This is a genomic window from Variovorax gracilis (genome assembly GCF_030317115.1).
In the GTDB taxonomy this organism is placed as follows: domain Bacteria; phylum Pseudomonadota; class Gammaproteobacteria; order Burkholderiales; family Burkholderiaceae_C; genus Variovorax; species Variovorax gracilis.
Genome location: NZ_JASZYF010000008.1, coordinates 239,455 through 251,519 on the forward strand (window position 1 = coordinate 239,455; position 12,065 = coordinate 251,519).

The following is a 12,065-nucleotide window of genomic DNA, read 5'->3' on the forward strand; positions in this document are numbered from 1 at the left end:
GACCCGCCATGGACTCGCTTCGACCCATCGACCCTCACGCGTTGACGCCGACTCCGGCGGGACGGCGCGGGCATTGGCGGCAACTTGCATCGCCCCTGGTGTTCCATGCCTGGGCCGGCCGCATGGTGCCGTGGTTCGCGGCCTTGGCCGGGGTGCTGGCGGCGGCGGGGCTGGTGGTCGGCTTCGTCGTGGCGCCGACCGACCACCAGCAGGGCGAGGTCTACCGCATCATCTTCATCCACGTGCCTGCAGCGTGGATGTCGATGTTCATCTACCTCGTCGCGGCCTTCCACGCCGCGATGGGGCTCGCCTTCCACACGCGGCTGTCGGCGCTGATGGCGCGGGCGCTGGCGCCCACCGGCGCGCTCTTCACCGTCATCGCGCTGTGGACTGGCGCGGTGTGGGGCAAGCCGACCTGGGGCACCTGGTGGGTGTGGGATGCGCGGCTGACCTCCGAATTGATCCTTCTCTTTCTCTACCTGGGCTACCTGGGCCTGGTGTCGGCCATCGACGATCCGCGGCGCGCGGACCGCGGCGGGGCGATCTTGCTGCTGGCCGGCGTGGTCAACGTGCCCATCATCTATTTCTCAGTGCAGTGGTGGAACACGCTGCACCAGGGCGCATCGGTCAGCTTCACGGCCGCGCCCGCCATGGCGCACACCATGCTCGCCGGCATGCTGCTGATGACGGGCGCCTGCTGGGCCTATTCGGTGGCGGTGGCCCTGGTGCGCGTGCGCTGCCTGATCGTGGAGCGCGACACCTTGGCGAGGCGGCGATGAGCGGCAGCAACGCGACCCTCTACATCCTCGCGGCTTACGGCGTCGCGGCGGTGCTGATCGCCGGTGAGGTCTGGGGCCTGGTGCGTCGCAGTCGCGCGCAAGCCCGAGCGTGGTTGCCTTCGGAGCCGCACGATGAAGCCTAGGACGCGGCGGCTGGCGATCATCGGCTCCGGGTTGCTGGCGTTCGGTCTTGCCGCGCTGCTGGTGCTGAACGCGCTGCGCTCGAACCTGGTCTTCTTCTTCAGCCCAAGCCAGGTCGCGGCCAGCGCCGCGCCGCGCAATGGCGCCTTTCGCATCGGTGGCCTGGTGGAGAACGGCTCGGTGCAGCGAGGCGCCGACGGCTTGACCGTCCGCTTCGTGGTGACCGACCTGGCGCAGCGCGTGCCTGTGAGCTATCGCGGCCTGTTGCCGGACCTGTTCCGCGAAGGCAAGGGCGTGGTGGTGGCGGGCCGGCTGCTGCCTGACGGCTCCTTCGAGGCGACCCAGGTGCTGGCCAAGCACGACGAGAACTACATGCCGCCCGAAGCAGCCGCGGCCCTGGAACAGGCGCGCCAGGCCCACACGGCGCCCACGCTGGAGGCAGCGCAGTGATCCCGGAGCTGGGCGTCTTCAGCCTGGTGCTGGCGCTGCTGGTGGCAGTGGTGCAGGGCAGCCTGCCGCTGGCGGGCGCGCACTGGGGCGTGGCGGGCTGGATCCGGCTCGCGCGTCCGGCGGCGCTCGGCCAGTTCTTGTTCGCGGCCATCGCCTTCGCGTGCCTGGCGTGGTGCTTCCTGGACAACGACTTCTCGGTGCTCTACGTGGCGTCGAACTCGCATGCCGACCTGCCCACCGCCTACCGGTTCGCGGCCGTGTGGGGCGGGCACGAAGGCTCGATGCTGTTGTGGCTCTGCCTGCTCAGTGCCTGGACCGTGGCGGTCGCGCTGTTCAGCCGGCAGTTGCCCGAGGCCTACGTGGCGCGCGTGCTCGCGGTGATGGGATGGCTCAGCGTGGGCTTCCTGCTGTTCCTGCTGTTCCTCTCGAATCCCTTCGCCCGCCTGATGCCGCCCGCGCTGGAGGGGCGAGACCTGAACCCGCTGCTTCAGGACCCGGGCATGGTGGTGCATCCGCCGATCCTCTACATGGGGTATGTGGGCTTCTCGGTCGCCTTTGCCTTCGCGATCGCCGCGCTGCTGTCGGGTGAACTGAATGCCGCGTGGGCGCGCTGGTCGCGCCCCTGGACCGTGGCGGCCTGGATATTCCTGACGCTGGGCATCCTGCTGGGCAGCGCCTGGGCCTACTACGTGCTCGGCTGGGGCGGCTGGTGGTTCTGGGACCCGGTGGAGAACGCCTCCTTCATGCCCTGGCTCGTGGGCACCGCGCTCATCCATTCGCTGGCGGTGACCGAACAGCGCGGTGCCTTCCGCAGCTGGACCGTGCTGCTCGCCATCTGCACCTTCTCGCTGAGCCTGCTGGGGACATTCCTCGTCCGCTCGGGCGTGCTGACCTCGGTGCATGCCTTCGCGGTCGATCCCGGGCGCGGGCTCTTCATCCTGGCCTTCATGGTCGCGGTGGTCGGCGGCTCGCTGCTGCTCTTCGGCTGGCGCGCGCCGCGCATCGGGCTGGGTGGACGTTTCGGCCTGCTGTCGCGCGAGTCGCTGCTGCTGTCCAACAACGTGGTGCTGACGGTGGCGGCGATGGCGGTGCTGATCGGCACGCTTTATCCGCTGGCGCTCGACGTGCTGGCCGGCCAGAAGATTTCGGTCGGGCCACCGTACTTCGAGGCCGTGTTCGTGCCGATCATGGTGCCGGCGATCTTCCTCATGGGCGTGGGGCCGGTTGCGCGCTGGAAGGATGCGCCGCTGCCCGAACTGGCGCGGCGGCTTCGCTGGGCCCTTGCTGCCAGCGGCGTGGCGGCGCTGCTGTTGCCGTTCACGCTGCCCGCCGGGCAGCGCGGGTGGTCGGCGATGTCGACCTTTGCGCTCCTGCTGGCCGCCTGGGCCGTCGCCAGCGCCGCGGCACACGCCTGGCAGCGGCTGGGTGGCGCGCACGGCGGCTGGCTCGAACGCGCGCGCCGCCAGCCGCGCGGCTGGTACGGCATGCTGGTCGCGCACGCGGGCATCGGTGTCTTCATCTTCGGCGCGACGATGGCCAGCGGCTTCGAAAGCCGGCAGGAACTCAGGCTGCACCTGGGCGAGCAGGCCGTGCTGGCCGGCTTCGAGTTCCGCTTCGAAGGCATCGCGCCGGCCAGCGGGCCGAACTACGACGCGCAGCGCGCCACGGTCCAGGTCGCGCGCCATGGCCAGCCAGTCGTGACGCTGCATCCGGAAAAGCGCATCTACCGCGCGCAGCAGATGCCGCTGAGCCAGGCGGCCATCGACGTCGGCCTGACGCGTGATCTCTTCGTCGCGTTGGGCGAGCCGGCCGGCGACGCGGCGTGGACCATGCGCCTCCATGTCAAACCCTTCATGGCGTGGATCTGGGCCGGCTGCTTGCTGATGGCCTTCGGAGGCCTGCTCGCGGCAAGCGACCGCCGCTACCGCCTCGGCATGGCTGCGCGCAACGCTGGAGTGACCGGCGGCGCCACGGCCACGCTGCAACAGCGGGAGGCCGTTTGATGCGCTTCAAGCTGCCTTTCGCCATATTCATCGTCCTGGCAATCCTGCTGGCGGTGGGCTTGCGTCGCGACCCGAAGCTGCTTCCTTCGGCCTTGATCGACAAGCCGGCACCCGCCATCGACCTTCCGCTGCTGCACGACCCGCAGCAAAGATTGAGAGTCGAGGGCCTGCGCGGGCAGGTCTGGCTGCTGAACGTGTGGGCCTCGTGGTGCGCGCCCTGCCGTGACGAACTGCCGGTGCTGATGGACCTCGCCGGCAAGGACGGCGTGGCACTCTATGGCCTCAACTACAAGGACAAGAGCGATGCGGCGCGCAGCTGGCTGCAGCGCTTTGGCAATCCATACCGGGGATCGGCTGTCGACAGCGACGGGCGCGTCGGCATCGACTACGGCGTCTACGGTGTGCCCGAGACTTTCGTGATCGACGGCGCCGGGCGCATTCGCTACAAGCACGCGGGTCCGATCAGCGCCGAGCTTTGGCGTGACCGATTGCTGCCTGTCGTGCGGAGCCTGCAATGAGCCGCTGGGCGTGCCTCGTCCTGCTGTGGGCGTCGATGCTCGGCGGCGCTGTAGCCGGCACGATCGAGGACAGGGAGGCGCGCCTTTCGGCCAGCCTGCGCTGCCTGGTGTGCCAGAACCAGACCCTCGCCGAATCCAACGCGCCGCTCGCCGCCGACATGCGCCAGCAGATTCGCGAGCAGCTCGGGCAGGGCCGCAGCGAGCAGCAGATCCGGGACTACTTCGAGCAGCGCTACGGTGCCTTCGTGCGCTACGACCCGCCTTTCATGCCGTCGACCTGGCTGCTGTGGCTGGCACCCTTCGTACTGCTGGCCGCGGGCTTCGCGGCGCTGTGGCGCGTGGTGCGTCGGCAAGACCGATCGGAACCTGAACCGCTGACGCCGGCCGAGCGCGAAAGAGCGGACGCGTTGCTGAAAGGGGACGCGTGGTGACGGCCCTGTGGCTGGCCGCCGTGGCGCTGCTGGTACTGGCGCTGCTCTTCGTCGTGCCGCCCCTGCTCGGGCCTTCGGCAGCACGTCCGCTGGCGCGGGCCGACGCCGTGCGCAGGCTTCATGCGGACCAACTCGCACGCATCGAGAAGGACTTCGAATCCCATGCGCTGAGCGCGCAGGATCGTGCGCAAGCCATCGACGAATTGCAGCGGCAGGTGCTCGACGAGGCCTTGCAATCGACTCCGCGCGCCGGTCTTGCGTGCCGGCCCTGGATGGGCTGGGGCGTTGCAGGCATCCTCAGCGTCGCCCTGCCTGCCGCCGCGCTGCTGCTGTATCTGCAGGTCGGCAACCCGATGGCTGCTGCGAGCCAGATGCTGGCGGCGGAGCGATCGGGCTCCCACGAGGGCGAGGGCGGCGAGGTCGAGACCGTGGTCGGCCGGCTCGCGGCGCGCCTGCGCACCCAACCGGGCGACGTGGAAGGCTGGATCGTGCTGGCGCGCTCCTATGAGTACCTCCAACGTTATGACGATGCGGTGGTCGCCTACCAGAAGGCGATGGCGCTGGCGCCGAACCAGCCCCAGTTGCTCGCCGACTACGCGGACGCGCTGGCATCAGCCCGCGACGGCGATCTGGGCGGTCCGGTGCAGGCCGCCATCGACGCCGCGCTCGCCATCGATGCCGACCATCCGAAGGCCCTCGCGCTGGCCGGCATGGCCGCGTTCAAGCGGGGCGACCTGCCGCAGGCCCGGCAACGCTGGGAGCACGTGCTGGCGTTGCTGCCGCCGGGCTCCGAGGCAGCCCAGAAGATCGGCGCCAATCTCGCCGAACTGGACGCGGCGAAGCAGTCGGCGGCGCCGCGCGCCTTCGATCCGGTGCGCAAGCGTGTCGGCGGCACCGTGTCCATCGCCACATCGCTGCGGGAAAAGACTTCGCCGCAAGACACCGTGTTCGTGCTGGCCAGGTCTGCCGCCACCGGGCGCATGCCGGTCGCGATACTGCGGCTGCAAGTCAAGGACCTGCCGGCGAAGTTCGTGCTCGACGACAGTCTTGCGATGTCACCGGACTCCCCGATCTCGCGCTTCGACGTGGTGACGATCGAGGTGCGCGTGACGCGCTCGGGTCAGGCGGCGCCGCAGCCCGGTGACTTGAGTGGCTCGGTTGCCGACGTGGCTTTGGGCCATGAGGCCGTCGTCCTGGAGGCGGACCAGGTGATCCGGTGAGGGCCGGTGGACAGCCCCGGCCCGTGCCGCGCGGTCACCGTGAAGGAGACGCGGCAAGGGACAGGACGTGGCCGACGCGCGGATCTCCGCGTCCGGCCAGCACCTCCGCATAGGCGGTCTGCACCTCCGTACCGCCGACATGGTGTTCGGCGCGAAGCCATGGCGCCTTGGCATCGGTCACGCGTGCGATGAAGGCGTGCCAGGCCTGCACCATGCGCTGGCCGAAAGCATCGGCACCCCATTCCGTGGTGCGCTTCTTGATCTGCGCTGGCGCGAAGAACAGTGTCGCTCGTGGGCCGGGCAGGTCCTTGCCCGAGCCGCTGGCGGCCAACTGGTCGACGTGCGTGCCGCCGATCGACGCGCTGTGCTTGAGATTCGTGAAGCGCGTGTGGATCGCGCGGCGCAGCGCGCCGTTGCCGGCGAAGTCCACGTACACGCAGGGCGTTTCGGCTGGGAGCTGGTCGAGTTCCTCGTAGGCCAGCACGCGGCTGTAGCAGCCCAGGCTTTCGCAGAAGGCCTTGTTGGCCGCCGAGGTGAGCCCCATGACTTCGATGCCTTCGCGCTGCGCCAACTGGAAGGCCGTGCCGTAAGCCGTCTTGCTCGATGCGCTCGACAGCAGCGCCGCGCCGGGGCGCGCGCCGAAGAACTCGTTGTCGTCGAAAAAGTCGTCGATCAGCCAAGAGGTGATGAAGAGCGGCCGCAGCAGCGCCTGGATGTCCTCGGTGCCCGCGGTGTAGAGCGGATCGGACTTGCAGCGGAAGTACTGGTTGTAGACGGCCGGCAGTGCGGCGCGATGGGCGGCGCCCTCGGTGAAGCGCTCGGGCGACAGGCGCTCGGGCGTCAGCACGGCGGAGGAGGCCATCGGGAAGTATCCGTAGAGCCGCTCGCCCGTCGCGACACCGGGATGCAGCGAAAGAACGACCGTCGCGAAGCCCCACACCGGGATCGTGCCCCAGCCTTCCTCACCCGTCGGGAAGAACTGCCAGTAGTTCATCGCGTCGCCGAACGCGGCGTAGGTGATGTTGTTGGAGGTGAGGGCGAAGCTGTCGATGCGCACCCGGATCTGCCCGTCTGCGAGGCGCTGGTCCTCGGCGGTGCGCAGGCGGGTGGAACTCAGGTCGTCCTTGCGGATCAGCAGGTCGGTCGTGCTCATGGTTTCTCCTTGTGCGTCCTGGGCGCTGCGATGTGGCGGATGACCTTAGCGCAGGCTTGCGTCGATTGCATGAAAAAGGCCCGGCAGTTCGTCGCGTAGGCGACGCCCTGCCGGGCCTTGATCAAGGCCGGTGGCCCGCGGCGATCAGGCGATCGAGAGTTCGACTTCGACGTTGCCGCGCGTGGCGTTCGAGTACGGGCACACCTGGTGCGCTGTTTCGACCAGCAGCTTCTTCTGCGCGTCGTCGAGGCCCGGCAGGGTGATCGCGAGCTTGACCGCGATGCCGTAGGCGGCGCCGGCGTCGATCGGGCCGAGCGAAACGCTCGCGTCGATGGCGACGTCCTCAGGCACCTTGACGTTGATCTTGGGAGCCACCGCCTTCATCGCGCCGATGAAGCAGGCCGAATAGCCGACCGCGAACAGTTGCTCGGGGTTGGTGCCGGGCTTGCCGGAGCCGGGCGAGCTGAGCTTGACGTCCAGCGAGCCGTCGCTGGTCTTGCCGGAGCCGTCGCGGCCGCCGATGGTGTGGGCTTGCGCGGTGTAGAGCACTTTGTCGAGTTTCTTGACCATGGTGGTTCCTTCGGTGGTTGGAGAGAAAAGGATGCTTCGACGAATCGAGGCGTGGAGGGGAAAACTAGGCGGCCTTGATGCGGTCCCGCAGGCCTTGCATCTGCTGCGTGAGCTTCGCCAGCTCGTCCAGGGAGCATTGCGAGGAGGCCAGGAGGCAGGCCGGGACGCTGCCCGCACGCGCCTTGAGCTTGCGGCCGGCGGCGGTGAGGTTGACATGAACGCGGCGCTCGTCGCCCACGTCGCGGATGCGCGCCACCAGGCCGTTGGATTCGAGCCGCTTGAGCAGCGGCGTCAGCGTGCCGGAGTCGAGGAAGAGACGCTCGCCAAGCTCCGACACCATCAGGCCGTCTCGCTCCCACAGCACCAGCATCACGAGGTATTGGGGGTAGGTGAGCTGGAGCTTTTCGAGCAGGGGCTTGTACAGCTTGGTCATGGCCAGCGACGCCGAATACACCGCGAAGCAGAGCTGGTTGTCGAGCCGGAGCATCTCGTCGACTGAAGGGGCGGCAGGGGCTGGGGAGCGCATGGGTTGAAGTGTAGCCAGCAATTAAATTGCGTGCAATTTAATTTTGTAGCCGAATGTTTCGCTTGCGGCGCCGGGCGCCGCATTGGAATCAACGTCCGCTGAATCGCGCCGGCCGCCGCTCGACGAAGGAGCGCACGCCCTCGGCCGCGTCCTCGCTGTTCGCCAGCCCCTGCTGCACGGGAATGAAGTCTTCCACCGCCGCGAGCGGGCCGTGTTCGATGGCCTTCATCACGTTGAGCCGCGTCGCCACCACCGCCAGCGGCGCTTGTGCCGCGATGCGTTGCGCGATGCGCAGGGCCTCGTCGAGTTCCTGTCCGGCCGGCACCACCTTCTGCACGAAGTTCAGGCGGAAGGCCTCGGCGCTGTTGAACTCGTCGGCGGTCAGCAGGTGCAGCATGGCATTGCCCAGCCCCGCCCGCTCGGCCATTCGCAGCGTGGCGCCGCCGGTGGCCATGATGCCGCGCTGGACTTCCATCTGCGAGAAGCGGCAGTTGTCAGCCGCGACCACGATGTCGGCGCCGAGCATGAGTTCGATGCCCACCGTGAAGCAGATTCCCTTGACCGCGACCACCATCGGCTTGGTGCGGCGACGGTAGCCGGGCAAGCCGAAATCGTGCGGCTCGACGAGCCCGTGCGGAATCGCCTTCTCGCCGCGCTTCATGAACTCGGACACCGCGGGCAGGTCGAGCCCCGCCGTGAAGTGGTCGCCGAAGGCATGCAGCACGCCGACGCGCAGCGCCGGGTCGTCGTCGAGCCGCGTGTAGGCCTCGGCGAGCTGCTTGAACATGGCAGGCGTCCAGCCATTGCGCTTGGCCGGACGGTTGATGCCGATCAGCAGCACGTGGTCGAGCACCTGGGTGTCGATGCAGCCTTCGGGCGGCGGGGTGGTGGGCGTGGCGGTCATGGGTGTCTGTCTCCGGTTGTTCAGGGGCACTTCCCCTTCGGGAGCCGCCGCGGACCCGGCGTCGCCGGTCCGCTGGCGGCGCCCCCTGGAAGGGGGTGGGCGGCCACACGAAGTGGGCAAGCCTGGGGGTCAGTACGTATACACACCGCGGCCGGTCTTGCGGCCGAGTTGGCCGGCGGCGACCATCTCCTTCAGCAATGGGCAGGGGCGGTACTTCGAGTCGCCGAACTGCTCCAGGTACACCTCCATCACGGCCAGGCAGACATCGAGCCCGATCATGTCGGCCAGCGCGAGCGGCCCGATCGGCTGGTTGCAGCCGAGCTTCATGCCGGCGTCGATGTCCTCCGCCGTCGCGAGGCCCTCGGCCAGCACGAAGAAGGCCTCGTTGATCATCGGCACCAGGATGCGATTGACCACGAAGCCCGGCGCGTTCTTCACCGTGATCGGCGACTTGCCCAGTTTCACCGCCAGTTCCTTCACCGCGTCGTGCGTCGCATCGCTGGTGAGGTAGCCGCGGATGATCTCGACCAGCGCCATCATCGGCACCGGGTTGAAGAAGTGCATGCCGATGAAGCGCTCGGCGCGCGAGGTCGCGGCGGCGAGCTGGGTGATCGAGATCGACGAGGTGTTCGACGCGATGATCACTTCCGGCGCGAGCATGGCGTCCACCTGCTTGAGGATCTTGAGCTTCAGCTCGTGGTTCTCGGTGGCGGCCTCGATGACGAGTTGCGCGGACTTCAGGTCGTCGTAGTTCGTCGAGCCCTTGATCAGCGCCAGCGCCGCGTCCTTCTGGGCGGCGGTGAGCTTGTCCTTCTTGATCAGCCTGTCGAGGCTGCCCGCCACCGTGGCGACACCCTTGTCGACTGCGGCCTGCGCGATATCGACCATGACGACGTTGACGCCTGCCACGGCGCAAGCCTGCGCGATGCCGTTGCCCATTGTTCCCGCACCAATGATGCCGACCGTCTGGATAGCCATGAGAAATGCTCCTTGAACTGAAAGATGAAAGGGGAGGGAGGCGCCCGTGCCGCGACGCCCCATGCCCGAGATTGTGAAACAGCAGCCGCCCGGCACCGTTGCCGCGTGTGACAGCGGGAGTGATTTAAAGTGCCGCGTTCAGATCCCCAGCCTCGGACCCGCACCATGACCACCCTCGGCACCCCCCTCTCTCCCTCCGCCACCCGCGTGATGCTCCTCGGCTGCGGCGAACTCGGCAAGGAGGTGCTGATCGCACTCCAGCGCCTGGGCGTGGAAACCATCGCGGTCGACCGCTACGAGAATGCGCCCGGCCAACAGGTGGCGCACCACGCGCGCACCATCACGATGAGCGACCCGGCGCAGCTGCAGGCGCTGATCGAAGCCGAGAAGCCGCAGCTCGTCGTTCCCGAGATCGAGGCCATCGCCACGCCCATGCTCCAGCAGCTCGAGGATGCCGGCGTGGTGCGCGTGATCCCGACCGCCCGGGCGGCGCGCCTCACGATGGACCGCGAAGGCATCCGCCGCCTGTCCGCCGAGACGCTGGGCGTGCCGACCAGCCCCTACAAGTTCTGCGACTCGCTGGCCGAACTGCAGGCCGCGATCGACGGCGGCATCGGCTACCCCTGCATCGTCAAGCCCGTGATGAGCAGCTCCGGCAAGGGCCAGAGCAAGATCGACGGCCCGGCCGATGTGCAGAAGGCCTGGGACTACGCCATGGCCGGCGGCCGGGTGAGCCACGGCAGGGTGATCGTCGAAGGCTTCATCGACTTCGACTACGAGATCACGCTGCTGACCGTGCGCGCGCTCGACGGGGCCGGCGTGGTGCAGACCCACTTCTGCGACCCCATCGGCCACGTCCAGGTGAGCGGCGACTATGTCGAGAGCTGGCAGCCGCATCCGATGGCGCCGGCCGCGCTGCAGAAGGCGCAGCAGATCGCGCAGGCCGTGACGGCCGACCTCGGCGGTCAGGGGCTGTTCGGCGTGGAGTTGTTCGTCAAGGGCGACCAGGTCTGGTTCAGCGAAGTCAGCCCCCGCCCGCACGACACCGGCATGGTGACCATGGCGACGCAATGGCAGAACGAGTTCGAGCTGCATGCCCGCGCCATCCTCGGCCTGCCGGTCGACACCACGCTCAAGAGTCCGGGCGCCAGCGCCGTCATCTACGGCGGCGTGGATGCCACCGGCATCGCCTTCGACGGAGTGGCGGAAGCGCTCTCGGTGCCGGGTGTCGATGTGCGCCTCTTCGGCAAGCCCGAGAGCTTCGTCAAGCGCCGCATGGGCGTGGCGCTGGCGCATGCCGACGACGTCGATGCCGCGCGACGCAATGCCAAGGAAGCGGCGTCGCGCGTGAAGCCTCGCCGAGCCTGATTCATCAACACCCACCCGGAGCGACCATGCTGCATCCTCAAGCCCAGGCCTTCATCGATCTCCTCATCCAGCGCGGCGTGCCGCCGACCCACACACTGCCGCACACCGATGCGCGCAAGTTCTATCGCGAGCGGCGCGCCATCACGCAGCCGGACCCGGGCGAAGTGGCCGAGGTGCGCGAACTGGTCGCCGAAGGGCCGCACGGCCCCATCCCGATGCGGCTCTACCGTCCTCTGGGTTCGGCTGCGAAGCAGGTGCTGCCGGTGCTCGTCTACTACCACGGCGGCGGCTGGACCATCGGCGACCTCGACACGCACGACACGCTGTGCCGCGAACTGTCCAACCTCTCGGGCTGTGCCGTGGTGGCGGTGGACTACCGCATGGGCCCGGAGCATCGCTTTCCCGCGGCCGTGGACGACGTGCTCGCGGCAACGCGCTGGGTGCGCAAGGAAGCCGTCGCGCTCGGCGTGGACCCGGGCCGGCTGGCGGTGGGCGGCGACAGCGCCGGCGGCAACCTCGCTGCCGTGGTCGCCCTGGACGCGCGCGACGCCGGCGACCTGCCGATCGCCTTCCAGCTCCTGATCTATCCCGCGACCGACATGCGGCGCGGGCACCCGTCGCACAAGACGAACGGGCAGGGCTACGTGCTGACGCGCGACACGATCACGTACTTCCACGACCACTACATCACCGACGCCGCGCATGACCTCGACTGGCGCGCTTCGCCGCTGCTTCACAAGAACCTCGCGGGCCTGCCGCCTGCGCTGGTGCTGACCGCGGGCTACGACCCGCTGCGCGACGAAGGACTCGACTACGCGCGTGCGCTGACTGAAGCGGGCAACCGCGCGACCTACGTCTGCTTCGAACGCCAGATCCACGGCTTCATCACGATGGGCCGGCTGCTCGACGAGGCCAATGCAGCCGTGGCGCTGTGCGCCGGCGAACTGCGCCGCGCACTGATGCCGCGAGCCTAGTGCCCTAGGGAAAGTCCCCGCGCAAACGGTACCCCCGTTTCCGCTTGCGC

The 12,065-nt window shown here is 68.6% G+C and carries 14 protein-coding genes; 9 read left to right on the plus strand and 5 right to left on the minus strand.

The annotated features are described in order from the left end of the window. The first annotated feature begins 8 nt into the window (after positions 1 to 8). From ccmC to ccmI, 7 genes are read left to right on the plus strand one after another with little or no spacing between them, the layout of a single operon-like run. Positions 9 to 779 carry a heme ABC transporter permease CcmC gene (gene ccmC / locus QTH97_RS18080; protein WP_286569764.1) on the plus strand — a complete coding sequence of 257 codons (771 nt, stop codon included), beginning with the start codon at positions 9 to 11 and terminating at the stop codon, positions 777 to 779. Beyond that, positions 776 to 922: a heme exporter protein CcmD gene (locus tag QTH97_RS18085; RefSeq protein ID WP_286569765.1), complete on the plus strand. Its 147-nt coding sequence runs from the start codon at positions 776 to 778 to the stop codon at positions 920 to 922. Before ccmC ends, QTH97_RS18085 begins: the two co-directional genes overlap by 4 nt. After that, positions 912 to 1,370: a cytochrome c maturation protein CcmE gene (gene ccmE, locus QTH97_RS18090; RefSeq protein ID WP_286569766.1), complete on the plus strand. Its 459-nt coding sequence runs from the start codon at positions 912 to 914 to the stop codon at positions 1,368 to 1,370. Before QTH97_RS18085 ends, ccmE begins: the two co-directional genes overlap by 11 nt. Continuing rightward, complete coding sequence (locus QTH97_RS18095) at positions 1,367 to 3,373, plus strand: heme lyase CcmF/NrfE family subunit (RefSeq protein ID WP_286569767.1); 2,007 nt, start codon at positions 1,367 to 1,369, stop codon at positions 3,371 to 3,373. Before ccmE ends, QTH97_RS18095 begins: the two co-directional genes overlap by 4 nt. Continuing rightward, the gene (locus tag QTH97_RS18100) at positions 3,370 to 3,891 is read left to right on the plus strand and encodes a DsbE family thiol:disulfide interchange protein (RefSeq protein ID WP_286569768.1); all 522 of its coding nucleotides are present in this window, start codon (positions 3,370 to 3,372) and stop codon (positions 3,889 to 3,891) included. Before QTH97_RS18095 ends, QTH97_RS18100 begins: the two co-directional genes overlap by 4 nt. After that, entirely contained in the window at positions 3,888 to 4,322 is a 435-nt protein-coding gene (locus QTH97_RS18105; RefSeq protein ID WP_286569770.1) for a cytochrome c-type biogenesis protein, read from the plus strand. The genes QTH97_RS18100 and QTH97_RS18105 overlap by 4 nt, the downstream gene beginning before the upstream one ends. Beyond that, positions 4,319 to 5,542, plus strand: coding sequence for a c-type cytochrome biogenesis protein CcmI (gene ccmI / locus QTH97_RS18110; RefSeq protein WP_286569771.1), 1,224 nt, complete (start codon positions 4,319 to 4,321; stop codon positions 5,540 to 5,542). Before QTH97_RS18105 ends, ccmI begins: the two co-directional genes overlap by 4 nt. Before the next feature lie 34 nt (positions 5,543 to 5,576). Here ccmI and QTH97_RS18115 read toward each other — a convergent pair whose 3' ends face one another. The 5 genes from QTH97_RS18115 to QTH97_RS18135 all read right to left on the minus strand — a co-directional run bounded on the left by QTH97_RS18115 (position 5,577) and on the right by QTH97_RS18135 (position 9,673). Then, positions 5,577 to 6,695, minus strand: coding sequence for a DUF2855 family protein (locus QTH97_RS18115; RefSeq protein WP_286569772.1), 1,119 nt, complete (start codon positions 6,693 to 6,695; stop codon positions 5,577 to 5,579). A gap of 144 nt (positions 6,696 to 6,839) precedes the next feature. Continuing rightward, positions 6,840 to 7,265 (minus strand): organic hydroperoxide resistance protein, encoded by a 426-nt coding sequence (locus tag QTH97_RS18120; RefSeq protein WP_286569774.1) that lies wholly within the window; start codon positions 7,263 to 7,265, stop codon positions 6,840 to 6,842. Positions 7,266 to 7,329: 64 nt separating this feature from the next. Beyond that, positions 7,330 to 7,791: a MarR family winged helix-turn-helix transcriptional regulator gene (locus tag QTH97_RS18125; protein WP_286569775.1), complete on the minus strand. Its 462-nt coding sequence runs from the start codon at positions 7,789 to 7,791 to the stop codon at positions 7,330 to 7,332. A gap of 88 nt (positions 7,792 to 7,879) precedes the next feature. Then, on the minus strand, positions 7,880 to 8,695 hold the full coding sequence (locus tag QTH97_RS18130; RefSeq protein WP_286569776.1) for a crotonase/enoyl-CoA hydratase family protein: 816 nt from the start codon (positions 8,693 to 8,695) through the stop codon (positions 7,880 to 7,882). Between the two features lie 129 nt (positions 8,696 to 8,824). Then, on the minus strand, positions 8,825 to 9,673 hold the full coding sequence (locus tag QTH97_RS18135; RefSeq protein WP_286569777.1) for a 3-hydroxybutyryl-CoA dehydrogenase: 849 nt from the start codon (positions 9,671 to 9,673) through the stop codon (positions 8,825 to 8,827). A gap of 165 nt (positions 9,674 to 9,838) precedes the next feature. Between QTH97_RS18135 and purT the strand changes: the two genes are divergently transcribed. Together purT and lipP1 are read left to right on the plus strand one after the other, a co-directional pair. Further along, entirely contained in the window at positions 9,839 to 11,041 is a 1,203-nt protein-coding gene (purT, locus tag QTH97_RS18140; RefSeq protein WP_286569778.1) for a formate-dependent phosphoribosylglycinamide formyltransferase, read from the plus strand. 26 nt (positions 11,042 to 11,067) lie between these two features. Then, positions 11,068 to 12,015, plus strand: coding sequence for a LipP1 family hormone-sensitive lipase (gene lipP1, locus QTH97_RS18145; protein WP_286569779.1), 948 nt, complete (start codon positions 11,068 to 11,070; stop codon positions 12,013 to 12,015). Positions 12,016 to 12,065 lie beyond the last annotated feature (50 nt).